20 protein-coding genes, 1 tRNA gene and 6 pseudogenes are annotated in these 26,284 nt (G+C 65.0%); 17 read left to right on the forward strand and 10 right to left on the reverse strand.

Translation table 11 applies throughout. The features are described from left to right. Positions 1-96 precede the first annotated feature (96 nt). A complete protein-coding gene (locus ACFQ79_RS32555; protein ID WP_383590121.1) occupies positions 97-576 on the reverse strand; it encodes a hypothetical protein in 480 nt (159 codons plus the stop codon). Positions 577-831: 255 nt separating this feature from the next. Continuing rightward, positions 832-1,425, reverse strand: a pseudogene (locus ACFQ79_RS32560) (IS630 family transposase); the annotation flags it as partial. 312 nt (positions 1,426-1,737) lie between these two features. On the opposite strand from ACFQ79_RS32560, the gene ACFQ79_RS32565 reads away from it, so the two are divergent. Continuing rightward, positions 1,738-2,103: a four-helix bundle copper-binding protein gene (locus ACFQ79_RS32565; RefSeq protein ID WP_383590123.1), complete on the forward strand. Its 366-nt coding sequence runs from the start codon at positions 1,738-1,740 to the stop codon at positions 2,101-2,103. Positions 2,104-2,833: 730 nt separating this feature from the next. Next, positions 2,834-2,995: a hypothetical protein gene (locus ACFQ79_RS32570; protein ID WP_383590157.1), complete on the forward strand. Its 162-nt coding sequence runs from the start codon at positions 2,834-2,836 to the stop codon at positions 2,993-2,995. Between the two features lie 163 nt (positions 2,996-3,158). Here ACFQ79_RS32570 and ACFQ79_RS32575 read toward each other — a convergent pair whose 3' ends face one another. Together ACFQ79_RS32575 and ACFQ79_RS32580 are read right to left on the reverse strand one after the other, a co-directional pair. After that, positions 3,159-3,509 carry an STAS domain-containing protein gene (locus tag ACFQ79_RS32575; RefSeq protein ID WP_383590125.1) on the reverse strand — a complete coding sequence of 117 codons (351 nt, stop codon included), beginning with the start codon at positions 3,507-3,509 and terminating at the stop codon, positions 3,159-3,161. Positions 3,510-3,580: 71 nt separating this feature from the next. Next, positions 3,581-3,799 (reverse strand): hypothetical protein, encoded by a 219-nt coding sequence (locus ACFQ79_RS32580; protein WP_383590127.1) that lies wholly within the window; start codon positions 3,797-3,799, stop codon positions 3,581-3,583. A gap of 140 nt (positions 3,800-3,939) precedes the next feature. Here ACFQ79_RS32580 and ACFQ79_RS32585 point away from each other — a divergent pair, with 140 nt between their 5' ends. After that, a complete protein-coding gene (locus tag ACFQ79_RS32585; RefSeq protein WP_383590129.1) occupies positions 3,940-4,398 on the forward strand; it encodes a hypothetical protein in 459 nt (152 codons plus the stop codon). A gap of 185 nt (positions 4,399-4,583) precedes the next feature. On the opposite strand, the gene ACFQ79_RS32590 is transcribed toward ACFQ79_RS32585, so the two are convergent. Next, positions 4,584-5,174, reverse strand: a complete 591-nt coding sequence (locus ACFQ79_RS32590) for a hypothetical protein (protein WP_383590131.1) — start codon at positions 5,172-5,174, stop codon at positions 4,584-4,586. A 139-nt stretch (positions 5,175-5,313) separates the two neighbouring features. On the opposite strand from ACFQ79_RS32590, the gene ACFQ79_RS32595 reads away from it, so the two are divergent. Beyond that, positions 5,314-5,387: transfer RNA gene (locus ACFQ79_RS32595), tRNA-Ile, on the forward strand. A gap of 1,891 nt (positions 5,388-7,278) precedes the next feature. Here the strand turns inward: ACFQ79_RS32595 and ACFQ79_RS32600 are convergent. Together ACFQ79_RS32600 and ACFQ79_RS32605 are read right to left on the reverse strand one after the other, a co-directional pair. Further along, positions 7,279-7,746, reverse strand: coding sequence for an ATP-binding protein (locus ACFQ79_RS32600; RefSeq protein WP_383590133.1), 468 nt, complete (start codon positions 7,744-7,746; stop codon positions 7,279-7,281). Positions 7,747-7,961: 215 nt separating this feature from the next. Then, complete coding sequence (locus ACFQ79_RS32605; protein WP_383590135.1) at positions 7,962-8,408, reverse strand: hypothetical protein; 447 nt, start codon at positions 8,406-8,408, stop codon at positions 7,962-7,964. 36 nt (positions 8,409-8,444) lie between these two features. Here ACFQ79_RS32605 and ACFQ79_RS32610 point away from each other — a divergent pair, with 36 nt between their 5' ends. From ACFQ79_RS32610 to ACFQ79_RS32640, 7 genes and pseudogenes are all read left to right on the forward strand, one after another. Next, positions 8,445-8,621, forward strand: coding sequence for a hypothetical protein (locus ACFQ79_RS32610; RefSeq protein WP_383590137.1), 177 nt, complete (start codon positions 8,445-8,447; stop codon positions 8,619-8,621). 925 nt (positions 8,622-9,546) lie between these two features. Further along, a complete protein-coding gene (locus ACFQ79_RS32615; protein ID WP_383590139.1) occupies positions 9,547-11,184 on the forward strand; it encodes a (2,3-dihydroxybenzoyl)adenylate synthase in 1,638 nt (545 codons plus the stop codon). 2 nt (positions 11,185-11,186) lie between these two features. Continuing rightward, entirely contained in the window at positions 11,187-11,441 is a 255-nt protein-coding gene (locus tag ACFQ79_RS32620; RefSeq protein ID WP_383590159.1) for a phosphopantetheine-binding protein, read from the forward strand. Between the two features lie 22 nt (positions 11,442-11,463). After that, complete coding sequence (locus ACFQ79_RS32625; protein ID WP_383590141.1) at positions 11,464-12,732, forward strand: condensation domain-containing protein; 1,269 nt, start codon at positions 11,464-11,466, stop codon at positions 12,730-12,732. 21 nt (positions 12,733-12,753) lie between these two features. Then, positions 12,754-14,676 (forward strand): non-ribosomal peptide synthetase, encoded by a 1,923-nt coding sequence (locus ACFQ79_RS32630; RefSeq protein ID WP_383590143.1) that lies wholly within the window; start codon positions 12,754-12,756, stop codon positions 14,674-14,676. A 369-nt stretch (positions 14,677-15,045) separates the two neighbouring features. Further along, positions 15,046-15,444: a nuclear transport factor 2 family protein gene (locus ACFQ79_RS32635; RefSeq protein ID WP_383590145.1), complete on the forward strand. Its 399-nt coding sequence runs from the start codon at positions 15,046-15,048 to the stop codon at positions 15,442-15,444. A 37-nt stretch (positions 15,445-15,481) separates the two neighbouring features. Beyond that, positions 15,482-15,997 (forward strand): annotated as a pseudogene (locus ACFQ79_RS32640) (transposase); the annotation flags it as partial. 438 nt (positions 15,998-16,435) lie between these two features. On the opposite strand, the gene ACFQ79_RS32645 reads toward ACFQ79_RS32640, so the two are convergent. Together ACFQ79_RS32645 and ACFQ79_RS32650 are read right to left on the reverse strand one after the other, a co-directional pair. Continuing rightward, a complete protein-coding gene (locus ACFQ79_RS32645) occupies positions 16,436-17,179 on the reverse strand; it encodes a class I SAM-dependent methyltransferase (protein WP_383590147.1) in 744 nt (247 codons plus the stop codon). A gap of 26 nt (positions 17,180-17,205) precedes the next feature. Continuing rightward, complete coding sequence (locus tag ACFQ79_RS32650; protein ID WP_383590149.1) at positions 17,206-20,913, reverse strand: type I polyketide synthase; 3,708 nt, start codon at positions 20,911-20,913, stop codon at positions 17,206-17,208. 499 nt (positions 20,914-21,412) lie between these two features. Between ACFQ79_RS32650 and ACFQ79_RS32655 the strand changes: the two are divergent. Next, a pseudogene (locus ACFQ79_RS32655) lies at positions 21,413-21,508 on the forward strand (transposase); the annotation flags it as partial. 115 nt (positions 21,509-21,623) lie between these two features. Here the strand turns inward: ACFQ79_RS32655 and ACFQ79_RS32660 are convergent. Continuing rightward, a pseudogene (locus tag ACFQ79_RS32660) lies at positions 21,624-22,819 on the reverse strand (IS21 family transposase). Positions 22,820-22,924: 105 nt separating this feature from the next. Here ACFQ79_RS32660 and ACFQ79_RS32665 point away from each other — a divergent pair. The 5 genes and pseudogenes from ACFQ79_RS32665 to ACFQ79_RS32685 form a co-directional block, all read left to right on the forward strand. Further along, positions 22,925-23,218, forward strand: a pseudogene (locus ACFQ79_RS32665) (IS5/IS1182 family transposase); the annotation flags it as partial. Next, positions 23,218-23,395 (forward strand): annotated as a pseudogene (locus ACFQ79_RS32670) (IS5/IS1182 family transposase); the annotation flags it as partial. The pseudogenes ACFQ79_RS32665 and ACFQ79_RS32670, both read left to right, overlap by 1 nt. Before the next feature lie 367 nt (positions 23,396-23,762). Next, positions 23,763-24,914, forward strand: a complete 1,152-nt coding sequence (locus ACFQ79_RS32675) for a cytochrome P450 (RefSeq protein WP_383590151.1) — start codon at positions 23,763-23,765, stop codon at positions 24,912-24,914. 496 nt (positions 24,915-25,410) lie between these two features. Then, positions 25,411-25,845, forward strand: a complete 435-nt coding sequence (locus tag ACFQ79_RS32680) for a hypothetical protein (protein WP_383590153.1) — start codon at positions 25,411-25,413, stop codon at positions 25,843-25,845. Positions 25,846-25,912: 67 nt separating this feature from the next. Continuing rightward, positions 25,913-26,284, forward strand: a 372-nt coding sequence (locus tag ACFQ79_RS32685; protein WP_383590155.1) for a transposase, incomplete at its 3' end; no start/stop codon positions are given.

The raw sequence follows: 26,284 nt of genomic DNA on the forward strand, positions 1-26,284 counted from the left end.
TACGAACGCAAGGCCGAACACTTCCTTGCCTTCGTCGGCATAGCCGCAACCCTCATCGGCCACCGCCGACTCGCCCGCCTGGATGCGCAAGGGCATTCAGTGTGAGGTTCCAACGCTGCTGGTCCAGACACGCAAGGGCGTGATCTCAGGCTCGGTCATGGCCTGCTCCAAGTGGCTCTCCGCGTCGGCCAGGTCCGACCAGGCGACGACGCCGGGCATGCTGTCGGCCAGAAACCCCTCGACGACCGGACCAAGATGGTCGGAAATCACGTAGGTGCCGTTGAACGGCAACTCGTCCGGAGGAACGGAGCCGGTCGAGCACCGGAGCTGCCCGGCCTGCCCGTCGTGCCACACATAGAACGTCGCTACTCCGGAAAAGTCCAGCTCGCGAATGCGTTCCCGGATGCCAGCAGCAGTCTGCTCGAAGGCAGCGACCACCTCGGCAGCGGACAACGGCCGCCCATCCTCGCCCTCTGGACCCAGCGACCAGGTGTTGGTCTCCCACTCCACCCGCCGGTCACCCGGCTCCAATGCCAACGGCTCTTCGGCCACCTCGGCGATCCATGTCAACAGCACTGAAGCAGTATCCCCGCATGGAGAGGCCCAAGAACCACCATAAGAAACGACGTCTTAGTGCCAGCTTCAGCTGCCGTCGTCGTCGATCAGCCATTGGATCTCGGTCGACAGTTCGTCCGCGGACACGGCGGTGGGGTTGTTGAGGTAGACCAGGACTTCAGCAGGCATTGTCAGGTTGAGTGAGCTGTTGGTGGTGTGATCCGGTTCGAGGTGTGTTCTGGCGTGGTGGGGGTGATTCAGGCCGTAGCGGGCTGGCCTGGCGAGGAACTTCTTGAACTCCTCGGCGCGGTGGCGGCGATGCGGGGAACCGATGACCTTGCCGGTGGCGACCTCCAGGGCGGCGAACAGGGTGGTGGTGCCGGCGCGGACGTGGTCGTGCGTGACGCGTTGCGGCACTCCGGGCATCATTGGCTGCGAGCGGTCCAGGCCTGGATCTGCGACTTCTCGTCGACGCAGAAGACCAGAGCCCGCTCGGGCGGGTCCAGACAGAGGCCGACGACGTCGTGGGCCTTGTCGACGAAGTACGGATCCGTCGACAACCTGAACGTCTCCGAACGATGCGGCTGCAGACCGAACGCCCGCCAGACCCGCGACACCGTCGACTGCGACAGGCCCAGTTCCCTTGCCATCGACCGTGTCGACCAGCACGTGGCGTTCTTCGGTGCGGACTGCAGCGCCCTGGTGACCAAAGTGGCCACCTGCTCGTCCGTCACCGACCTAATCCGTAGTTATGAGCGTTCCGCAGGAGCATGGCCTGGGACCACCCGATCGGGGCATGTCGCCCAGGACGGCGATCCGGCGCTCGACGAATCCGGCCCGCCACCGGCCCACCGCATGCTGACCTACCTCGGCGCCGAACCCGCCCCCGGGTGAAGATGCAGCCACGGTGTTGACGCTCCTCGTGTCTCCGGGGGTACGAGGAGCGTTGAGTCGAGTGACGCGTGCACAGGTCCGGGCGCCCCACGGCCGGATCCGCGTAGTCCGCGGCCCCGACACCGCGCCCGGCGTCGGGGCCGCGTCCACGTAGCGCCCAGACCGACCAAACGCCTATGCATGTCCTCGGGACATCGGGCGCCTGGTTCTGCTGTGGCGGGGGGGAACTGGAAGAAGTGCAATAGGGGGAAAGGGCCTACTCCGGGTCCTGCTGTCCGAGGAGGAGCCATGAGCCAGTCTGCTGGGTCGATGCCTGCGATGAGCCAGGAGATGCAGGACTGCATCGAGGCGTGCATGACGTGCCACAGTGTGTGCGAAGAGACGATGAGCGCCTGCATGCAGATGGGCAGCGCACCGTCGATGCAGGTCATGCGGGCGGTCATGGACTGCTCGGAGATGACCCGGATGTGCGCGGACATGATGACGCGCCGCTCGCCGATGGCAGCCGACATCGCCGGGATCTGCGCCAAGGCGTGCGAGATGTGCGCACAGGCGTGTATGGCCATGCCGGATGATCCAATGATGATGCGGTGTGCGGAGGCATGTCGCCGCTGCGCGCAGATGTGCCGCGCGATGACAGCAGCCGCGATGTGACGCTCGTCTGACCTGGTGCCTGGGGCTGAGTCTGTCCCGGGCCCGTGCCGCATTCCGGACGTAGTGACTGAAAGGGAAGCTCCGTCGCCACGTCCGGGCGTGGGTGCCGGTGGAAGAGTCCGCACCAGGCGTAGGGCGAAGCATCCGGCATCGCGGCAGCTTGGGCCTGGACGGCGCACGAGTCCGGGCCCTTGCTCACCTTGGGCCGGACTGTAGTGGATTGCGGTGCACAACGGCGGGAACCCAGCCGTAGCCTCCGCGTATTCCTGCTAGGTCGCTGCCGTCCACCAGGCCGTCCGCGACATCCGCACCACCCTTCCCGACCGGTACTGAGCGCGGCCGCCCTGCCGTTCCCGCCGTGACCCTGACGACCAGCGTGGAACCCGCGAACACGCGGAACGCGAGGAGGGGGCCCAGGTCGCGCAGCTGCTTGGTGTCTCCCAGCGCGGCGACGTCCGGTGACACCTGTCCTGCCTCACCCCTGTCCCCTGGGAGGACCCTGGCCAAGGGCCCCGAGCCGGGTGCCACCCCTCCATGTGCGTCTTGGCGTGCCGGAGGAAGCGGTCCGTCCGCTCCTTCTTCCAGTTGTCGAAGACCCGGGGGAAGACGAGTCCGCAGCGGGTGACGAAGAACGATTTCAGCGCCTTGAACTTGCCGTCCTTGCCAGGGTTGCGCGCGAGGTTGTACCCGCCCTTCTTCGGCAGCTTCGGGAACTCCTCCTGCCCCCCACATTGCCGTACCTGCGGTCTGGCCCTCGCCTGCCGCCCAGGCGCTTGAGCAGACCCGCGCCGAGGGCTATGACGGGATGGTCGCCAAACGGCTCTCCAGTCCCTACCTGCCGGGCCGCCGTACCCGCGACTGGATCAAGATCAAGCACCTGGCCCCGCACTGACCAGGCGGGCCGGCGGTCTTCTCCGGCCGGCCGCCGGCCGATGGCGACGCCGACGGCAGGGGGCCTTGCCGATGGGCGGTGCTGTGCGTCGTCGTGAGCATCATCCCGGCGCCGGTCGCCGAAGTGTTTCCCGAACTGCCGTGCAAACGCTGCTCTGCAGTGCTCACCCGCTGCTGACACGGAAGCCGCGAGCGGGCAAGGCGTCACGGGGCTGTAGCTCTATGGGCAGGGTGTGGGGGATGCAGCGCAGAAGCCGCGTGAGTTGGGGCGACACGTTCCGGAGGGGCAGGGCGGTGCGGTGTGCGCGGGCGGCTTTCTGTGCGGTGATCAGTGCGCTGAGGCCGGCGCAGTCGCAGAAGTCGAGCCGGTCCAGGTCGATGGTGACCTGCTCGTGGCGGTGGATGGTGTCGAGGAGTGCCTGGCGGATGCGGGGTGCAGTGGCGATGTCGAGTTCGCCGGTCACGTACGCGACGGCCTGGCGGCTGTCACGGATCACGAGGACATGGGCGTTCATTCCAGGTCTCCCTGAGCGGTGGCTGGCTGGCTGTCCCGTGTGTACGGGGTGGTGTCCCAGCGGGGGCTGTGTCAGCCAAAGAGGTCGCGGATACGCAGGGTGTGGATTGTGCGTCGGCGCTGGGGGTCGTTCAGGCTTTCGGGTGCCGTGAGGGAGGTAGGGGGCCACTGGGCGTGGTACGCGTTCCAGAAGTCGCTCCACGCGGCCGTTTCGGTGGGCCCGTGTCCGGTGACGCGGGTGACGGTGTAGCCGTCGGGGGTCAGCTCGACGGACACGCCGGTGTTCGGCATCGCCACCACCCCCATGCAGGGTCGTGCGGTGTGATACTGCCCTTCAGCGTGCCGACCATCGCCGCCGCATACCACCCCAAACCGGTCACCGGTGTCCGGGCGGGCACCTGATACCCGGGGCATGCGTTGAGGGGGGGGCAATGCAAGACCTGGGCGGCATCGCCACCCGTTACCTATTGCGAGGGTCCGTGCGCGTGCAGCAGCCGTTCCGGCTGGATGATCTCTCCCACGTCCGGCTGGCCGCCCGGCGGGCCGGCAACCCGTTCTTCGACCGCGCCCTGATCGACGAGTCCTACACCCGGACTGTGTTCGCCGGCCGGGGGTTGCTGTTCCTCGCCCGGCCGGTACCCTCACGCCCGCAGTGGCACGTCCATCTGGCGTCCTTCACCCCCGTCGGGGAGGGAGCCTGGCTTGTTCTGCTGCCGCACCACCACGCCCATCGCACCCCCGGCCAGGCCCAGGAAGCGTCCGAGACCCTAGCCGCGGCGATGCACCGCACCTCATGGCACCACGCCATGGGCCTGTTCGCCCGCCCTTCCTCCACCCGGCCAGCGCGACGGAAAGGCGGAGCCCGCGCTGTGTACAGCGCCGAGGGATAGCGGCACCCGAGGTTTGTGCTGCTACTCCTGGAAGGCAGATGCCCTGGGGGTACGGAAGTCCGGCCGGCAACTGCGACGGGCGCCTCGGGAGGGAACCCGCCAGCCGGAAGCCACGGAGCAAGTGCTGCCGAGGCCGCTGGTGTGCTCGGCCAGGGCCTTCATTGCTCCGATGTAGGCCGGCGTGGTCAGGGTGACTCCGGCTGCGGTCGGTCCGGTTCCTCGTAGGTTTCGGGGTTCTCGGTCGGGGGCGGTTCGCCACGGCCCGGATGGTGGTGGTCAAGGGTTTCAGCCAGTGCGAGGGCGTCGGCGTGGTGCTCGAGTGTTCTGAGGAAAAGGACGGCGAGTTCTTCGTCGGGCCACGCCTCATCGGGGACAGGGCCGAGGAGGTAGCCGGTGACCCATAGCCGGGCCAGCATACTGGCGGCCGACCCCCGTAGCGTCGTGAACAGCGCCGGATCGTCTCTGGTCAGAAAGCCGCCCGGGTTCAAGTCCAGGTCCTCGACGAACTGCCACGCCCGCGCGAACAGCTCATCCGCATCGTGCTCGGTCTCGGCGAAGCGGCAGGCGATGTCGTCCAGCCACACCCCGGTCATCACCCCCGCCGCGTGCAGAAGGTCCCGCACCCGCTCCCTCTCGCTGTCCTCGCACGCCAGCAGCTCACCGTGCAGCTCCTGCAACTCGCGCACCAGCGCCTCGATGTCACGCAATGTCTCCAGGCGCAGCACCCGCGCCCGGCGCGCCGCGCCCTCGTCACCCCCGCCTGCCGGAGCGGACATGCCTTCATCGTGGCCCTGCACGGGACTCCCCGCACACGCAGAGCGGGGCACGTTCGCCCGGCCGCTCCGGCCAGCGGCTCTATCCGGTGTCGGCCCTGGCGGGGTACCGGAACCGGGCGCGTGTTCTAATCGAACGGGCGGGGTGGTAGCTCAGCTGGTCAGAGCAGCGGACTCATAATCCGTCGGCCGTGGGTTCAAGTCCCACCCACCCCATATGCAGCCTCCGTCCGCTGGCCGGCGGCGCTTTTGCCCCGGCTGCTGCCGGAGCTTCGATCCGGCTGACAGAGAGGCCTGTTCACGGCCTCAGCTGCGCGGGCGCGTGCGGCCACGTGGACGGGCCGGGTGTGGGCCGGTTGAGGGAACTGGTAGGAGTGGAGGGATTCGAACTCTCACGCCGCGAAGGGCACTGGGACTTGAATCCGGTCCTGCGCCACGATGCGGCCTTCGGCCGGGTATGGAGCGTGGAGGAGGCGTGTACCGCCTGTGCCGCGCTGATCCTCATGCCCGGATCATCGCCCGTGCCGTGGCCCCGCGGCCCGGAGCCGCCGGGTCGTCCGCGGCAGCGGTTCCGGCCCCAGCACGTTCCGCTGTTCCGGGTGGCTTCTCCTCCCCGTCCCCACCGGCCGACGGCGCAGGCCCCCGCGCCCACGACGGACCGGCTCCGGGCCGCGCCGTCCGCGCGGCGGGCAGACGCGCTGACCAGGCTCCCGCCGTACCCCTCTACCGGACGATTGTCCCCCGGAAAGACGTGTGCCGTCCGCCCGGTCAGGGGCCCTGCTGAGCAAGCGTGCAGGGTGCCGACAGCCGACTGCACTTCCCGCTCGCGGCCGCCTCGTGTACGCGGAGTGAGGTCATCCTCGGCGTGGCTCGCCCCACCAGGGCAGGACTGGGGGCAGGTCGCTGAGCCCGCCGACTGGCCGTTTCGGTATGGGCGACTGCCCATCGTCCCCGTCCCAGCGGCGTGCGTACTGGTCCGGGAGGCTGCCCCCAGCCCCAGTAGGGGACCGGGCGGTCTCGTGCCTCGCCGAGTTCGTCGAGGGGGTCGATGCGCTTCTCCGACACCGCGCACGGGTGGGCCCAGTCGTCGCCCATGTCGAAGACGTAGGCGAACTGTTTGCCGGGCTGGAGTCTGCTCAGTTTGGTGGCATGGCCGTCCACTGTGCCGTCCGGGGCGAGGCACAAAACCGCACCGGAGCCCGGAGCCTCTACGTGCCAGGCCGCCTACACCCACAACCCGGCATGCCCCCGCCTCCGTGGTGTGATGGTGGAGGGATGGCAGCGTTGATCGCCGTGGATGAGCCGGCCAGCGCGGGTGGACGGCGGGTGATTGTGATACACGGAGGCGGCGCCGAGGCCGCGAGGAGTCTTTGGGCACGGCGTTCTCCGATCATGATGTGATCGTCTTCTTGCAGGCGGCGGGCTTGAGTGCTCCGGAGGAGGTCCTGGACGCCCGCGCTGGGTCCAGTGGCGCGGGGGACGGGCATGGAATCCGTCTTCGGGCGGCGCCTGAGAAATGCGAGGCGGGGGCTCTGGGCGAGGCGTTGTCCAGAGCCCCCTTCATGCGGGCCGTGTCTCCATGTGACAGGGGTGCACTTCACGCGCCCGTCCTCTTCAACGACGGCACGGGCCATGGCGTCACGCCTGCAGGACCGCCGTTTCGCCGACCGAGCCGCGGTCGTGGCGGCCGACTGCTGCTTGTGCCGTCAGCGCAGCAGGGCGGTCGGGAGCCAAGGGGATGCGGTCTTGAGCAGGTCGAGGGTTCGGTGAAGGTTGGGGTTCAGGCCGGTCAGGTGGAGGCTTGCGTGGGCGGTGTGGATTTGGTGGGTGAGCCGGTTCAGCGCGCGCAGTCCTGTCCCGTCGCAGAAGGTGAGGGGTGAGGTCCAGGCAGAGGGCTCGGGGGCGCCCGGCCAGGGCAGCGGTGAGCGCCTGGTGGACGAGTGGGGCGGTGGCGAGGTCGAGTTCTCCGGTCAGGCGGAGCAGGACGGTGTCCCCACACCACAGGGTGTGGGTCCGGAGCAGTTCGTCCGCTCGCATGGCCGCCTCCGGTTCCGGGTGGGCCAGGCCGGCTGCTGCATCTTTTCCCGTATCGGGGCGGGAGAGTGGATCAGGCTGCGCGGATGTCGGCCCAGTGGTCGATGAGGCAGTCGGTGTCGCTGCCGGTGCCGGTGCCGGTGTGGTGGGCGAGGGTGGTGATGATGGTGTCTCCGCGGCCGTGTTCGTCGTCGGGTCGGTTGGCCGCCCAGTTGGTGGCGGCTGAGGCGGGCCGGGGGCCGCCGTCGCTGACGTGGACCTGCACATGGCCGGAACCGTTCGCCGTCGCGTGCAGGTGGAGGACGACGGGCGGCAGGGCGTGGGTGACAGCGTTGGTGACGAGTTCGGAGATGACCAGCAGAGTGTCGTAGATCTGGTCCTCGGTGAGTCCCCAGGTGGCCAGGACCGGGCGGGCGGTGTGGCGGGCGGTGGCGGGTGCGAGCGGCCCGTGTTCCAGCGGCAGGCCGAGCACGTGATCCCCGGCCGGGGCGGCATGCGCGGGGCGCTGCTGCCGGCTGCGGGAGACCGTGGTGGTTGTCATCGGGATCACTGCCTGTCCGGAAGGGGCCGGAATGTTTTTCCGTACTTCCAGCACACTCCCGTGCAGCACGGAAACCCTGAGCAGTCAATACCCAAAACCGAGGGAATCGGGCACTAGGTGTGCATTGGTTGAGGTCGCGATCTGCCTGCCCGGGGTGGTCTGCGGGAGGTCTTGGCTGGTCGAGCCAGCCTGGATGCGTCGGATGGCGAGGTGCCTTATGGGGCGGTGGCGTGGTGGGTGTCGGGGTTGGCTGATGGTGCGGTGAGGAGTTGGCGGGCGCGCCTGGTGCTGAGGCCGAGGCGGCGGAGGCATTCGGGGCGGCTGAGGCCCAGGTGGTGGGTGAAGAAGGCGAGTTCGTGCCGCAGGACAGAGGGGGCCCAGCGCTGGGGGAATCCGGGTACGCGGGTGCCACTGGGGGTGGCGTCGGGGTCGTCGATGCTGTGTTCGTCCCAGGCCAGGGGAGGGTTCCAGGCTTTCGCCGCAGCGCGTCGCCGGGCCTGGGTGGAGGGCCCTGGCTGATGGGCGAGACGGTCCCAGGCGGTGAGGACGGCGGCCCGGACCGCGGGTGTGCTGGTGCGGCTTCTGGCGAAGTCGGTGAGTGATTTCGCGGTGGTGGCGCCAGCATGGGCGATGGAGGGGAGGGTCCAGCCTGCGGCGCGCATGCCACGCAGGCGCCGCAGGAGCCCAATCTCCGTGACATGACCCTGGCGCTTGAAGGCCGGCGGGGGCAGTTCGTGCACGGCGAGGATCCGTCGGGCGACGTCCGTGCTGATCCCGCGCCGCGTGTCACGCTCGTGGTCGATGAGTGCGGAAGCGAAGGTGCTGGGATTGACCCGGCAACCTTGGCGATGAAGGCCGTGCTGGCCCGGTCGTAGCGCAGCTGCAGGGCCCTGACGTGGTCGACGGCTGGCTGGGCGTCGACGGTGTCGCTGCGGCGCGTGGCGCGTCCGGGAAGAGGAGTGCGGTTGCCGAGCGCGAGCAGTCGGTCCGCGGCCGCGGCCTGGATTCTGCGTGGCTGGCCCGCGTCCACGTCGTGGAGCGCGGCCGCGAGCGTCGTCAGTGACATGCCTGCCGCGCGGGCCAGAGCAGCTTGCGACAGGTGGGGGTGTGCGGTCAGGAGTTCGCGTACGTGACGCAGAGCAGGGGTGGCGTCGGTGGAGCGTCCGCCGTAGCCGCGGTCATAGTGCGGCAGATCGTCAGGCGCGACGGCCAGCAGACGGGCCGCTGCCGCACGGCTGACCGTACGTGCCGCATCCGGGCTGCGCTGGGCATCGGACAAGAGCGATTTGAGGGTGGAAGCGGCTACACCGGCTCGCCGGGCGATGACCGCTACCGGCAGATCCGGACGCTGGGCGATCAGATCCCGGACGTGGTCCGACACCGGGCGGGCGTCAACCCGGTCGGTGCGCATGTGAACGTGGCCCCTCAAGGGCGCCTGCGGCGGCGCTGCGCGCTGGTCTTCGACCACCCTGGAGTCCCGTTCCTGGACCTGCCTGGCTATCGGGCGGCTCCTCCTTTGTGGGGGTGGCCGCTTTCAGGAAGCGCCATCACCGCCGTCCAGACCCACTTGGCAAGCCCCTAAGCCGGACTCATCTTGTAGGGAGCAGCCAGGTTGGGGGACTCGGCCGTGCCTGCCGGCCCTCCCGGGGCCGCCTGAGCATCTATTGCTCAGGCGTTCTGAATGCGTGCATGGAGGCTGGAGTCATGGATTGGTACGATTTTGCCCCAGATGCTCCTTTTACCCCTTTGGGGGTGTGGGCGGCGGGACGCTGACGACCTGCAGCACTGAAGCTCCTAAGGATGATCATGGACGGATTTACTGCCTGGCCTGAAGAGCTTGCGCAGCGTTACCGGAGTGCAGGGTACTGGTCGGGAGATGTGCTGGGAGAGTTGCCGGGTGAGTGGGCGACGCGTTTCGGTGGGCGGGTGGCGATTGCAGCGGGGGATGAGCGCTGGTCATTTCGGGAACTGGATGTGCGGTCCGGCCGCCTAGCTGCTGGCTTCCGATCCTTCGGCATTGCGCAGGGTGATCGGGTGGTGGTGCAGCTGCCGAATGTTGCCGAGTTCTTCGAGGTAATGTTTGCCCTGTTCAAGGTGGGTGCAGTGCCCGTCGTGGTGCTGCCGGCGTATCGGCGCAATGAAGTGGGTTACTTCTGCCAGTTCACCGATGCGGTCGCCTATATAGTCGCCGACGAGCATGCCGGTTTCGATTTCCGCACGCTGGCGGCAGAGGTACGTCGGGATGCGCCGGCACTGCGGCATGTGTTTGTTGTGGGGGACCCAGGTGCGCACTGTGCGCTTGACACAGTGCGTGACACCTTCTCCGAGGGTTGGTTCGACAGTGCAGTAGTCGACCCGGCAGGCGTTGCCTTGCTGCATCTGTCGGGCGGGACGACGGGGACCCCGAAGCTGATCCCCCGAACGCATAACGACTACCTCTACGGGGCCAGGGCGAGTGCCGAGTTGTGTGGCTTCTCCCCGACAACGGTGTATCTCTGCTCCCTGCCAGTGGCACACCAGTTCTCCCTCAGCGCTCCGGGGGCGTTGGGGACCTTCCTGTCGGGCGGTCGGGTGGTGCTTGGGACCCATCCGGCGCCCGATGCCGCCTTCCGCCTGATTGAACAGGAAAAAGCTACGGTTGCCGCCGTGGTACCTCCGGTCGCCGCGCTGTGGCTGCAGGCCGCCCACCACACGGGGCATGACCTGTCCAGCCTTCAGCTGTTGCAGGTGGGCGGGGCGAAGCTGAGTTCTCAGCTCGCCCGCACGGTGCGACCCGTACTTGGCTGTCAGGTCCAGCAGGTGTTCGGGATGACCGAGGGGCTGTTGAACTTCACCCGTCTCGACGACCCTGACGAGACGGTCTTCCATACCCAGGGCCGGCCGCTTTCGCCGGCCGATGAGATTCGGGTGGTCGACGACGCCGACCAGGATGTACCGGCCGGTGAACCGGGGCACCTCCTGGTCCGTGGCCCCAACACTATCCGCGGCTACTACAAGGCCCCGGAGCACAACAAGGCTGCATTCACCGAGGACGGGTTCTACCGCACGGGCGACATCGTTCGCCAGACCCCGACTGGGCACCTGACGGTAGTGGGCCGAGCCAAGGACCAGATTAACCGCGGCGGAGAGAAGATCGCCGCCGAAGAGATCGAGAACCACCTGTTGGACCACCCGGACGTGGCCGAGGCAGCCGTGGTGGCCATGCCGGACCCCTTCCTCGGCGAACGTATTTGCGCCTACATCGTCCCCCGCAACGGCCGTGCCAAAGCTTCTGATCTGCTCGCTTTCGTTCGCGGCCGGGGGCTGGCAGCCTACAAAGTGCCCGATCGGCTCGAGTTCATCGATGCCCTGCCCCGTACGGCTGTCGGAAAGATCAGCAAGCAACGGCTGCGGAACCGTATCGCCACCGCAATCACGTCCATGGAGGAGAGTTCGTGAGCATGAATAATGCACTGTCCCTGGGTAGGCTCCGCCTGGATGTGGCCGCCGTGCTCGGCGTGATCCCGACTGCCGTGGCAGAGGATGTGCCGCTGCACGAACAGGGGCTGGACTCCATCCGGCTGATGACACTGGTCGAGCAATGGCGCGCCCGCGGGGCCGCTGTCACCTTCGCTGACCTCGCCGAACGGCCCACCCTGAACGAGTGGGGCGCACTGCTCACCTCCCAGGTTGACTGCGATGCCCCCCCGCAGTAGGACGCAGGTAGAGCGGCTGCCGTTGACCGCGGCGCAGCAAGGCGTATGGGTAGCCCAACAACTAGCCCCCACCTGCCCGCTCTACAACGCTGCCGAATACATCCAGGTCGACGGGCCTCTGGACACGACGAGCTTCGCGCAAGCCCTGCGTAAGACCGTCGCCGAGGCCGACGCCCTGCACGTCCGCTTCGAGGCCGATTCGGGCGGCGTGATCCAGCTGCTGAACCCACCTGGAGAGTGGGAGCTCCCTATCATTGATGTCAGCGGCGAACCAGATCCAGACCGGGCCGCGCTGGCATGGATGCGCACCGATCTGCAAGCCGTGGTCGACCTGCAACGAGGCCCGCTGTTTGCGCACGCCCTGTTCCGCCTCGGCCCCGACCGATACCAGTGGTATCACCGCACCCATCACATTGCCCTGGACGGCTACAGCTTCTCCCTCATTGCCAACCGGGTGGCACAGCTGTACACCGCTGTGGTCACCGGCCGCCCCAACGGCGCCGGACGGCTGACTTCCCTGCAAGCCGCACTCGACGATGAGGCCCTATATCGCCGATCCTCGCAGTACGAGGCGGACCAGGAGTTCTGGCAGGCCCGCTTCGCCAACCCCCAGCAGGCGGTGAGCCTAAGCGAGCGCGTGTCGGTCCCCTCCGGGCGGCTGATACGGTCCAGCAGACAGCTTCCGTCCCAGAGTATGGATGGCTGGCGCGCGCTGGCTGGGCAGAACGGCGCCACCTGGGCCGAAGCAGTCCTGGCCCTCACCGCCCTCTACGTACACCGGCGCACCGGTGCCGACGAGGTGGTCTTGGGACTGCCAGTGATGGGCCGACTGGGGTCAGCCACCGCACGCGCACCGGTGATGCTGATGAACACCGTCCCCCTACGTGTTCCCATAAACCCGCAGACTGGACCGGACGTTGTGGTACAGGCGGTCGTGGCACAGATGCGGGAGATCAGGCCCCATCAGCGCTACCGGGGCGAACAGCTGCGACGCGACCTACGGCTCGTCGGCGGCAACCGGCGGCTGTTCGGGCCGATGATCAACGTAATGCCCTTCGACTACGGACTCCACTTCGCTGGACACCCGGCCAGAGCCACCAATCTGTCCGCCGGCGCGGGCTTCGTCGAAGATCTCGCCATCCATCTGCACGTCCGCGCCGACGGTGCACCGCTCACGCTCGACATCGACGCCAACCCCAACTGCTACGCCCCCGCTGAGCTGACCAAGCACCTCGATCAACTCACCGACCTGCTCACCTCCTTCACGACAGTGCGCCCCCTCTCGCGCTGACCGCAACAAAAGAGAACCAATATGACACCGACATCATTTTGGATCAGCAGGCCCGAGTCCACATATGTAGCTCAGGTACGGAGATGGAATGCCACCACCCGGCCTTGGCCGCGCGAGGCAGGCCTGGCGGAGCTGTTCGGCCGCTGGGCCCGCGAGACACCCGATGCATGCGCCGTCATCGACGGCGAGTATCAGCTGTCCTACCGGGAGCTGGAACGGCGGGCGAATGCTGTCGCTCATGCCCTAGTCGGCGAAGATGTTCAGACCGGCCAGCGGGTAGGGATGCTCGGCACGCGCTGCGCGGATGCCATCGTTGCCCTTCTGGGCATCATCAAGGCTGGCGCGGTGTACGTACCGCTGGACACCGAATACCCCACCCCACGACTGACAGCCATGGTCAAGGACGCCGACGTCCATGCGGTCATCGCGCTGCCCGGCAGCGACTGTGATCTCGACGCCGTCAGCGGCACGGTGCTGCGAGTACAAGAGCAGACGATGGACCATCCGCCGGCCCTCGCCCGCTCCATCACTGGTGAAGACCTGGCGTATGTGATGTTCACCTCCGGCTCCACCGGTCACCCCAAGGCCGTCGGTATTCGGCAGCGCGGCATCACCCGCCTCGTGGTCAACACCGACTACGTCACCTTTGACCCAGATATCCGTATGCTGCATGCTTCGTCACTCTCGTTCGACGGCTCCACCTTCGAGATCTGGGGGGCGCTGCTCAACGGTGGCTGCCTCGTCGTGGCGGACTCCCGCCTCTTGGTGTCACCGGAAGACCTCCGAAGCCTCTTCCAGACTCAGGGGATCACCACAGCCTTCATCACCACCGCGGTCTTCCATCGTCTGGCCCAGCAGGCGCCGGACATCTTCAGTACCCTCCGTGACGTTCTAGTCGGGGGCGAAGCACTCGACCCAGCCTCCGCACGCAACGTCCTCGCCAGCGGTCGGCCTCCCCGGCACCTGGTCAACGGATACGGGCCCACCGAGAACACCGCATGCACCACCGCTTACCTGGTGAATGACCTTCCCGCGGACGCTACGGTCATGCCGATCGGCAAGCCGATCGCCAACACCACCTGCTACATCCTGCGCGACGACGGCACGCTGGCCGACATCGGGCAGAAAGGGGAACTTTGTGTGGGGGGCGACGGAGTAGCGGTGGGCTACCTCAACAATCCGGAGCTGACCGCCGACCGCTTTATTCCCGACCCGTTCAGCGATGACCCGGCCGCGTGTCTGTACCGCACTGGGGATCTGGTCAGCTGGCGCGCGGACGGTACCCTCGACTACCACGGCCGCCGCGACACCCAGTACAAGATCCACGGCTACCGCATCGAAGCCGGCGAGATAGAAGCCGCCCTGCTCCGGCATCCTTTCATTACCGAAGCCGTCGTCATCCGTCGGGAAGTCACCACGGTCAGCGGCGCCAAGGACGCCGATCTGCTTGCCTACTTCGCCACTGCCGGTGACCAAGCGCCACAGACAGCGGAACTGCATGACCACCTCGCACTGCAACTTCCCAGGCACATGATTCCAGCTGCCTTCATCCAGCTGTCGCAGCTGCCCCTCACTGCAATTGGAAAGGTCGACCGTGCGGCACTTCCGGCAGTGCCTGCAGCCGCGCACCTCCCGAACAGCACGCCCGTCGCCCCTGCATACCCCCCGTTGTGCGGCGGAACCGTGCAGGAGCAGATACGGGGCATCTGGGGTGAGGTGCTGCGGGCTCGGGGTATCGAGCAGGACATTGAACCAGAAGACACCCTGTTCAACGTTGGCGGGACGTCCCTTGATGTGATCGAGATCCACGGAAGAACGGCTGCCCTCTTCAACGTACCCAACCTCACTCCTCTGGACCTGTTTGCCCATCCCACGCTGCGGGGTTACGCGGACCACCTCGCCTCACTGATCAACGCGGCCAACGGAAAGGCAGCGAGCCGGTAACTGGCGCCATGACTCCAGGACAGAGGCGGCACTGTGGACATGGCCAGCCCGGCTTCCCGGCGCGGACGCTGAGCTATGGCAACGGCCGCCACCTTGCAGGCCCACCACAGGGATGAGCAGAGACTTGCTTGCTGGGCAGCCCCCACCTGATCACGCTGACCGAAGAGATGATGCGCTCTTCTTCGCTATATTCATGCGCGCCGAGAGCTCTGGAAATTCACTTGCAATACTTCACTATCTCCGGCGGCCTGGCAATTTTCTGCCCAGGCCGCAAGCACAGTACTCTAATCTCTGTTTACTGGACGGAAACATCCGAAGTGGCCACAATGGCGCGAATTTACTATGAATCCACGAGAAGGGAGTGTCGAAGTGGAAATCGAGACTGAACTGCGCGGTCTCCTTGATGCATGGATGACATCCATCAAGGAGAAGGATGTGTCTTTCGTGGACCGCGTGATGGTACCCGGGTTCCGGTATACTCATTTCACCGGGGAGACCTATGATCTCGAAGGGTATAGAAGCCTATATGAGGCCCTGGCTGAGGATGGCGGTACGAGAATCCAAAGGGTCGATGTAGATGTACGACCACTTGCCGATGGTGCGGTGGGGTTGATGACCGGTGAATTCTTGGGTGAGCATACTTATGCTGACGGGCGTACAGAAAAGGAAGACGTACGGTTCCTCTGTGTCTGGGAGAAATCCGAGGGCGAGTGGCGTGCAGTCGAGCTCCAGGTTGTAGGTAGGCAGCCAGCTGCCCCCTCCGGGTGAGTCACTGCACAATGCGGTCAGTGCGCATTCTTTGTTCCATAAGGCCCCCTGCGGCGGGGAGGCCGCAGGGGGCTCGCCTGTGGACCGGGGCAAACAGGGCCTGAAACGCTCAGTGGCCACCGAGGCGACCGGTATCCCGCCCGGTATCGTCTTGGCCGGGGCCAACTGCCACGACTCCCTGCTGCTCGTGCCCACCCTTCAAGCCGCCAAGGAGCAGGTCGGCGAGCGTCCCGGCCGGGTCAGCGTGAATCTGGACCGCGGCTGCGACAGCCGCAAGTTCCGTTCCGCACTGGGCGAGTTGGGATTCACCGGCCAGATCGCCCGCAAGGGCGTCCCCGCCCCGGTCCAGGTCGGCAAGAGATGGGTGGTGGAGCGGAGCCACGCGTGGATGAACGGCTTCGGCAAGCTGCAACGCTGCACCGAGAAGCGCAGCCTTGTCGTGGACTTCTACCTCTACCTGTCCGCAGCGATCGTCACCCTGCGTATGCTCATCCGCCGCGCGACCCCGCGCTACCGCTGGAACGGCCGCCCCACCGCCAAGCGCCTGAAGTGACGCCTACTGCCGGGCGCTCTTACTTAAGTAGTACGGCGAACTGCGCAGAGGCAACGGCCGGGGCGTTCGCCGGGCCCGTAGAGCGAAGGGCGTTCATGCCACCCTCACGCCAGGCGCGGCGCCAGCGTTCCACGACCGCACACTCACCCGCAGGTCCTTCGCGATCACCGCAGTCCTCTCACCCGCCGCGAACCACTGCCGGCCTGAAGCCGGATCCCCTCACGAAATGTCCGACGCTCAGGAGTCAGGCCCGCATCCTCCGGACATCTCATATCGCCGGGATACCGCAGGGATCATGAACCGTCACTACAACAGTGTCTGGCGGGGACGGGGCCGTTCCACGGGCGGTGGCCGGGGAGTCACGACTTGACGTGAGAGTCACGGTCAAGGTGCCTCTCAGCCGCTGCCCCGTTCCGACGTGATACCGCAGACGGTGCCTCATGCTCCTGACCGTTGAGCCTCCTTGGACGCAACGGAAGCCTTGCCGATCATGTACACCGCGGGCACGATCAGCGGTTGGCCATCGGGCAGTGTGGCGGTGCTATATACCCGACTCCGTCCACTGGCAATTACGCTAATTCCTGCGGATGTGGCGAGTTGCTCCATTTCGCCGTCGGCCAACTGGCCGCCAGTCAAGTCGTAGCTGAGCGCGCGGTTCAGCTTGTCTGCCCAGTCGGCCTGCCCGGACCTGACGAGAGTGTACAAGTCTTGGATCGAGTCGGTAATCTCGATGGCGAAGACACCTCCGGTCTCACCAAGTAGCTGTGCCAGGTTTTCGACCGCGCCTTTCTTCACCTTATCGTCGAAAAGGTGAAGAACTGTTCGGAGGTAGATGTTGCAGTCGCCGAACTCTGTGTGTGCTTCCTCGGTGGCTTCCCTGTCGAGTAGATCGAACTGGCGGAAAGAGATGCCCGAGCTCGAGCAGGCGGCTTGTGCCGCCCGAACGGCCGACTTCGATACGTCGAGGCCGATCACGAGGGGGTAGTGCTTGGCGAGATATGCCGTCTGTGTTCCGTTTCCGCAGCCGATGTCAAGCAGCGGGAGATCCGCTGTGAAATGTGGCTGGAACAGCGGAAGGTGTTCGGCAGCGACTACTGACGGGTCGCTATCCCAGATGGAATGGCCTACTCCTGTGGGCAGTTCATTCCAATACCGCTCCCACTTTTCCTGCTCGCTTACCATGTCCATCCCTTTCCATGCGGCGCTGTTTACAGGAGTCGGGCGTCAAGAATTTTGGCGGATTTCTCGATGTTGGGTGTAAAGTTCATAGTGATATGGTTGCCAGGCACGTCATGGACCGTGACGGTTCCGCCGGCAAGTTGGTGCCAGCCCGTATCGAGATTGCGGGGGAGATAAGGATCTGAGGTCTGGGCGCGCAAGAAGAGGATGTCGCCGCTATAGCGGCCTGGTCGGTAGTCCGACATCGCCCTCGTGTTCGCATCGAATGTCCGCAGGAAGCGGGCAACCTCATCTCGCGATTCGCGAGGGAAATACTTGTGGGCAAATGTGCCGTGCTCGATGAGGTAGTCGGCCATGGCAGGTGGAGAAAGCCTGCGCAGGTCGTTGGCGACTTGAGTATCGTCGAGGGCGTCGAGGTTCAGGAGGTATCGGATGATTGCTTCTGGGCCGGTTAGATCGGTCGGGAAATATCCAGGGCTTGGAGAGTCGAGCATGGCCAGCAAGGCGACGACCTCGCCTTGCTCGTGGAGCTGCCTAGCCATTTCGTAAGCGATGATGCCGCCCATGGAGGCACCGCCGAGGTAGTAGGGGCCCTGTGGCTGCATACTCTTGATCTCGGAAAGATAAGAGGAGGCCATGGCTTCCATGGACCGGGGGTTCGCCGATTCGTCGTCGGCGCTGCCCGCCTGAATTCCGTAGACGGCTCGACGTGTTCGTAGGGCTGAGGCCAGTTCCCGATACAGGTAGACGTGACCGCCCACGGGGTGAATGAGAAACAGCGGAGTCTCGGCGGTTCCAGGCTTGAGTGGGACGAGTGCCGACTCGCTTCCCAGGTCGCGGGAGGCAGTAAGGATTTGAGCCATCGCGGAAATGGTAGGCGCCTGGATAAGCAGGTGGGTAGAAGCAGCGGGTGATATCTTGCTTTTAATTCTATTAGCGACCTGGACTGCTTGGAGCGAGGTTCCTCCAAGAGTGAAGAAGTTGTCGTCGGGGTTGATGGGGGACAGACCGAGAGTCTCCTCCCAGATGGTCATGATGGCGTTCTCCAGAGCCTGGCCAGCATCACATCTATCGGGGCTAGCGGAGGTCAGGCTGCTGGACGAGGGAAGCTCGGAGATAGAAGAGGGTTCGCTCGGACCGTCGGCACAAGTATGGTTCCCAGCCCAGAAGAGCTGACGCTGGAACGGGTAGGTGGGCAGGCTGACACGACGGGTGGAGGTAGCAGGAGCCGACCAGGAGACGGCCGCGCCGTGGAACCAGAGGCGATGGATCGTTTCCTGCAGCGCCGTGATGTTGTCCTCTGTATCAGAGGGCAGAGTGCTGAAAGCGGGGTAAGGGTGGGCGAGTTGCTGGGCGGCAAGAGAGGTAAGCGTGCGACCTGGGCCGACCTCGAGCAGAATTGGTTCCATGTCGCGCACAGCGCGTTGCAAAGCAGGAGAGAACTTCACAGGGCAGGTAGCGTGGCTCAACCAGTAACCGATACCAGTTGCTTGTTCCTTTGTGACCCATTCGCCGGTTACGTTCGAGAGGTAGGGGATATTCGGAGGATGCAAAGATATAGATTTGAAGGCCTCCCGCAGAGCAGCGAGGATAGGCTCCATCAACGGAGAGTGGAAAGCATGCGAGGTACGCAGCAGCCGGCAGGCGATGTTTTCGGTCTCAAGCTTCCTTTGGAGACGGAGTACCGCGGATGCGTCCCCGCCGACGACGCATGACTGTGGAGAGTTTGCTGCACAGACAACCACGCCGTTAGGGAGAAGGGCGGCTGCCTCTTCGGCGGGGAAGGTAAGGGCGAGCATGGCACCGGCGGCTGTCTGCTGCATGAGTGCGCCGCGAAGGGAGACCAGCTTTAGAGCGTCCGGCAGGGAGAAGACGCCAGCAAGGCAGGCAGCGACGTACTCACCGAGACTGTGGCCCAGCATGGCCACAGGCCGGATACCCTTGCTCAGCCACAGCTGGGCCAGAGCATATTCAACTGCAAACAGAACAGGCTGGCAAAGACGTGTCTGCTCCAGGGCCTGATCGGGCGCGGAGTTTTGGTAAAGCAGGTCGCGGATGTCTGTGTTCAACTCTCCTTGCAGAATTTGGGCACAGGTGTCCATGGCGCGACTGAAGGCAGGTTCGCTGGTGTAGAGGTCCCTGCCCATGCCCACGTGCTGCGTACCTTGGCCGGGAAAGAGGAACATCACACCGCGTTCTTGAACCGGTGTGTCACTCTTGGCCATCAGCTTCCAGGCTGACCCCGGAGGGTGATGGGCCAGCAGACCACGATACGCGAACGTCTCTCGGCCCCATTGCAGAGTATGCGCGACGTCGCCCAGCGGCAGCGCAGGGTGGCGTTCAAGGTGCTCGGCCAGGCGCTGGCCCATATCGCCAAGTGCGGCAGGAGTCTTCGCCGAGAGTGGCAGAATCACACGCTTTTCTGCCAGGGAGCCAAGGTGTGCGGGCGACGGTGGAGCTTGCTCGAGGACAACATGGGCGTTGGTGCCGCCCATGCCGAACGAGCTGACCCCTGCTCGACGCAGCTCTGGCCAGTCCCTCAGCATGGTGTTGACGAAGAAGGGGCCTTCCTCGAGATGGAGCAGAGGATTAGGCGTCTGGAAGTGCACGGAAGGCGGAATTTTTCCGTGATGTACCGACAAGACCGCCTTGATCAGTCCAGCGATTCCTGCAGCGGCGTCCAGATGACCGATGTTGGATTTCACTGACCCCAACGCGCAGGATTTCTTGGTCGAGACGCTTCGGTAGGCCTTGTTGAGAGCGGCGACCTCAATTGGATCCCCGAGCGGAGTGGCCGTCCCATGAGCTTCCACGTACCCCACAGAGCCCGGATCCCAGCTGGCCATCTCCAGCGCCTGGGTAATGACAGCGGCCTGCCCGTCGATACTCGGCGCGGTAAAATCCATCTTGAGGAAACCGTCGTTGTTGGCGGCTGCTCCACGGATAACCGCATAAATGTGATCGTGGTCGGTCATGGCGTCCGCGAGTCGCTTCAGCAATACTGCGCCGGCTCCGTTGCCCCGGACGGTCCCATCGGCGCGGCTGTCGAAAGGCCTGCACCGCCCATCGCTGGACAGAATCATTCCTTCCACGTGCTCATGCCCAGCTACAAGCGGATAGTCGACCGACACCGCCCCGGCCAGTGCTATGTCGCATTGATGACTGAGCAAACTGTGGACCGCAGTGACCACCGCAACGAGACCGGTGGAGCAGGCTGTCTGAACGGCCAGACTCGGGCCGCGGAGGTTCAGGAGATGGGATACCCAGGTAGTCAGGAAATCGGTTCCGTTGTGCAAGTTATTTTGATAGTCATCGAGCTTCCCCTGGCTTTCCGGTTGCACGTAGCGATTCAGATAGGAGTTGCCTGTACTGCAGCCAGCAAATACCCCTGCTGCTTCTGTGCAATCCCTGGGATTATAGCCAGCATCCTCAAAAGCTTCCCAAGCACATTCCAAAAGGAGCCGGTGCTGTGGATCCATGATCCTAGCCTGGCTGGGAGTCATCCGAAAGAATGCGGCGTCGAACATACCGGCTGTGGGGAGTACGCCTTTTGCTCGGACGTAGTTGCTCTTAATGGCCTCGCTCCGAGGGACCCCGGAAGCCACGCATTCTTCTACACTTGGAAAATGGATGGACTCTGTTGCGGTGCACAGATTTTCCCAGAACTGGCCCACATCGGCGGCTCCGGGGAAGCGGCCAGACATGCCGATGATAGCGACCGCGCCAGCAGGGTTCATGACTGCCTCCATAGGTGCGTGCAACGACCCTCGTGCGCCAGCTTGAATGATGGAAGGTTGGCTCCTTGAGTACGACAGTTCCGCTAGGCTCTTCGATATAAAGATCGTTTTCGGGATGGGTGGTCGTCTTCTCTCGTGCCCCAGCCTCCGCTGAGCGAGACTTCTCGTGATGAGTAATCACTACTCAGGGGAGGTAGGCTCCTGTGTGTCGGGGCAGGGAACCTCTTTCATCCTGTACTGGTGGGCGAAATGGCTGGTCAGCGGGTCCTGCGTTGTTGGTGGGTTGGACGGGCCGTCGTAAGGTCCAGGGGCTCAGAGACACCGGGTATGGCTTTCAGCGGGTTGCATTCGATGGTTCGCCTCACCTGGCCGCCCGGTGTCTCACGACGACTCGGCCGGTGATTAGGAGCTGCGAGCCCCTGCGGGTGTATCGCTGAGTAGGACCACGCTGGCGAGGTCGTTCGGGAGAGCAGCGCACACCGACGAACCGGAGGAACCCGTGCCTCAGATATGGGCGGGCGTGGACATCGGCAAGACCCATCACCACTGCGTGGTCCTGGACGCCGAGGGCAAGCGACTGCTGTCGCGCCGCGTACGTAGTCGGTCAGTGCCCGCCGGATGTGCGGGAGTTTGAGCCTGCGGGTCAGCTCGATTGCCTCGGGCCAGCTGGTCGCCGTGGGAGCCCGGCACGGTGCGGAGAGGGGTGGCCATCAGTAGTTGTCTCCTTCAGGGGCGACGCCGAATCGGGACCAGGCGGACGTGCCTGGCTGGAGGCTGTGGTTCTCGGGCGCTCTCGTCGGGCCGGGAACCGTGCGTCCGAGGTGGTGGTCGAGGATGGAGATGAGGTCGTTCTCGGCCAACCGGCCTGCGATCGCCGCGGTGCCAGGGCCCTGTCCACCCTCGCCGGCACCGTGGAGTTTGGCCAACTGGACGGCATCCGCCGCGGCCTGGACCAGCCAGGACGCGGCCCCGCCCGGGCAAGAACGCGGCTTCCCCGGCACGGGTGGCCTTCGGGGGGCGGCCTGCGTCCTTGTCCTCGCGGGGCGGTGGTGTTCGTCCTTGATGGGACGGCTGCCCAAGGTGGACCGCCGATGGCGGGCTGCCTCAACAGCGCGGTCCTCTGTGACCGCGGTGACCACGAGTTCGTCACCGTGGAAGCGGGCCCAGACCGTCTGCCCGACCAGCTGGTGCGGGACCGAGTCCACTGAGATCGTCGCGCCGTTCGCGGCCTTCCGAGTGGTGCCCAAGGCTGCGGAGAACGGGTTCGCCGACAGCCGGTCCAGAGGGTTGGCCTCCTCGGCAGGGGCCTCGACGGGCTTGCGCCGGATCGCCCGGTTAACCTTGTTGCTCACCTCGTCGGTGAACTGGAACTGCCGGCAGGCATCCTCGAGATCCGCGAAGTCGCGGTAGGCCGGCTGGAGGTCGACGCCGGTAGGCACCAGGTCCCGTTTCGCGATCTGCACCGTCGCCTCGGACCCGCCCTTCGACTGCGGATCGGCCGGGACACAAGTCCTGACCGTGAGCCCGTAGTGGTGGCCGATCGCGATGATCTGCAGATTGCGTATTAGTATTCGAGAGAACGTCCGTTCATTGTCCGTGAGTGCGTAACCCGCCATTCCGCCGCAGCGTCGTATACAGCAGCCGACGATCGTGGGGTGGGTCTTGTCAAGCACCGGGATCACGGCGCGGATCCGGTCGGCGTCGATCTGGCCGCCGGACCGCTCGATGAGCTCCTCGATCTTCGGCAGGTAGTCGTCGATCATCTTCGGCCGCTGCTGCCGCCTCGGCGGGTCCCTCCATTGCCGCGAAGCTCCACATATCGCTCACGGTGTGATGGTCGACCCCAGCCAGCTCGGCCGCCGCACGGTAACTGCCCCGTGGCGTCGTACGTTTTCAGAATCTCCATGATCTCCTCTTTGCTCTTCGCATCGGTCAAGAGAACAGACCGGGTGGATAGACAGCCAAGAGGGATCACGCGTCCACCAGCGGGGACATCTCAGTCCGCCAGCGGGGAGCTTTACACCACCGTCGCTTCGCTCGCTGGAGCAAGGAGCGGGTCTGGTCCCGTCTTCACCGGGTCATCCTGGATGAACTCGGCGCTCAGGGAGGCCTGGACTGGTCGCGTTTCGCCCGTCGACTCGGTGAGTGTCCGGGCTTTTGACCGGGCCGAATCCGACCGATCGCGGCAAGGACGGATCGAAGATCCGCCTCGTCACCGACCGGTCCGGCCTTCCAGTCGCAGTCGCCATCTCCACGGCCAACACCCACGACAGTCTCACCCTCCAGCCACTCGCCGCGTCGATACAGCCCGAGCATCACCAGCGGTTCAATCGCGACCACGCCAGGCTGAGAGCCCCTGGCGAACGAGCCTTCGCCCAGCTGAAGTCCTGGCGGCTGTTCACGAGCCCGATGCTCCACCCGCCGCATCAGCACCATCGTTCAAGCCGACTACACACTCCTGACCTGCGACTATTCACGATGAAAGAGGTTCACTGTCCGATCTCGACGCGTGACCAACCGTGGCACCTCGATCTAAAGCACGACCTCCATTGGTTTCTTGAGTACCGATTACTCACCCACTGTCCGCGGCGTGGCCGGAGGTTGGAGGTTGGAGGTTGGGGTGTCGCAGGTCACAATGAGAACGTCTTGATGCGAGAGGTGGGCTTCTCACTCGCCCGGTGATCGCACCTGTTCCATCCGGTGTCGTCCGCGTGGGCGTTCACCCTCCTGGCCGCGACCATCGAGCAGATCTACACGACCCATCCTGAGGACGCCGGGCATCAGCAAGACCTGAAAGAGGAACCATGGAAAGAAGATTCCTTCCCTATCCGTTCCCGCGAACTACAGCGATGGCGACCCCCGAAGCGCTGGATGGGATTCACAAGAACCCCGCCGTAAGGGTCACGCTTCCCAGCGGAGACACCGTCTGGCTGGTCACCGGCTATGACGCCGTCAAACGCCTGCTGTCCGACCCCAGGGTGCGGAAGGACCGGAAAAATCCGGAAGATGCTCGTCTGAGCCGCGACAACGATATGCTGCAAGACCCAAGAGCCAGCCTTGATCCACCTAGGCATCCGGTCATACGGCGGCTCATCGTCAAGGCATTCACGCCAGCCCGGGTCAAGCAATTGCGGCAACCGACCGAAGAGCTCGTGGAAGAGCTGCTAGACAATACGGAATCGTCCGGATCCCCCGCCGACCTGCATGAAACACTGAATTTCCCTCTGACAATCCGCACCCTCAGCACGCTCCTAGGAGTGCCTCCGGAAGATCATATAAAATTCGGCACCTGGGTGGATAAATTCTTCTCCATCACCCCAGGGAATCCAGAAGAGATCGCAATAGCCCGCGGTGAACTCTGGACATACATCGAGCACCTTGTCGACGCCAGGCGGAAGAACCCGCGCGACGACCTGATCAGTGCTCTGATACAGGCACGCGACGAAGACGATTCTCGCCTCACCGAATACGAACTCGCCTGGTGGTCGCAAGGAGTCCTGCTCGGCGGCTACGAAACCACCGCCAATCATCTTGGAGCCGGAATCATCACCCTGCTTACCAATCCGGACCAACTGAACCTGCTCCGCGCAGACCCGTCAATGACGTCGCAGGCCGTCGAAGAATTGCTGCGCATCCAGATGGTCTTTTCCTCGCTCGCTAGTCTGAGGTACGCAAATGAGGAAATCGAGATCGACGGGGTGGTCATCCCCAAGGGGGCCGGCGTGATTCCCGCCATGGAATCTGCTAATCGAGACGGGAAATTTTTTCCCGACCCCGAAAAATTTGACATCCGCCGAGATGGCAGCCACCGCCACCTGGCCTTCGGCTCCGGCCCACACCACTGCATCGGGGCCGCCCTGGCGCGCATGGAACTGCAGACGGCCATAGGGGCATTGCTACGCCGCTTCCCCACACTGCAACTCGCAGTCAATCCCGCCGACCTGCGCCGCAGCGAAGGTAGTTTCATGGAAGGATTCCGCCAAGTTCCGGTCAAGTGGTAAGCAGGAATCCGAATGCACGAACTGCATCGTCACAGTTCCCTGAGCTTTGTCAGGGTGGGTAGCGATCGGGTGACGGTGTGCGGAAGGGAGAACAGGCAGGTTCCCAGGGCTCTTGAGCAGGGTGTCGAAGCTCAGCTCTTCAGCCCTGGGGATGCTCCTGTCTCTCGTCAAGCGGTGCTCTGGAGAGGGATTTATAGGTGATTGTGCAGGTCAGCGATCCAGCGCACCTTCGGTGCGCGCCGGGGGCGTGGTAAATGCCGTGGCGCGCGCCGGGGTGCTTCTGTCGGCTCTGGCGGGGCCTGGTGCCGGTCCGGGATGGTGGTGGGATTCGTTCCGGCCGAAACTGATGCTTCTGTGATGCCTGTGAGTGCGCAGGTCAGCGTGGTACTGGGGGCCGTCCACGGGAACCGTGGAGTGTTGCTGTGAAGCGCCTGCGTCAGAATTCCTGATTCACCCTGGTCCTCCCGGAACGGCGCCGATCGGAGGGAGCGGGAGCGTGGAGGTACTGCACGAAGGGTGCGCCGGCCTGGACATCAGCGAGAAGGGCGCCAAGGTGTGCGTGCGGACCCCGAGCACGAAACGGCGGGGATCGTTCGCCACCGAGACCACCACCTGGAGCTCGACGGCGAACGCCGTGCTGGCTTTGCTCGACCACCTGGTCGCCGCGAACGTGACGCTGGTGGTGATCGAGACGACGTCCGATTGCTGGAAACCGTTCTACTACGTACTGGCCGAGGACCTGAACGTGATCCTGGGCAACGCCCGGCAGGCACCGGCATCAAACTGTCCGCGGTTGCCGTCGGCATCATGGGCGTCTCCGGCCGGGCCATGCTCGAAGCCCTCATCGGCGGTGAACGCCACCCGCAAACCCTCGCGGACATGGCCAAACGCAGGCTCCGCAGCAAGATCCCCGAACTCACCGAAGCCCTGACCGGCCGCTTCCGCGAACACCACGCCTCCCTGGTCTGGCTGTCGATCAGCACGACCAGCTCACCAGTATGATCGACCAGCTCAGCCGTCGCGTCGAGGAGGCGGTGGTGCCCTTTCGGGACGCCCTCGACCTGCTCGACACCATCCCCGGCATCAGCCAGGCCACCGCCGAAGTGATCATCGCGGAGACCGGCGGTGACATGACCCGTTTCGCCTCCGCCAAGCACCTCGCGTCCTGGGCCGGCGTCTGCCCAGGCCACCATGAGTCCGCCGGCCGCACCAAGAACACGAAAGTCAGACCCGGCAACCCCTACCTCAAAAGGCGCCGGGCCTTGACCCCTGATCTTGGACACACGAGACACTGGATCCTAAGGATTCGAGGACGGACATCTCGTGGTCATGAAGAACTATCCGCCGGAGTTCAAGGTGGACGCGGTCGC

The sequence above is a fragment of the Streptomyces sp. NPDC056480 genome, assembly GCF_042795405.1.
In the GTDB taxonomy this organism is placed as follows: Bacteria; Actinomycetota; Actinomycetes; order Streptomycetales; family Streptomycetaceae; genus Streptomyces.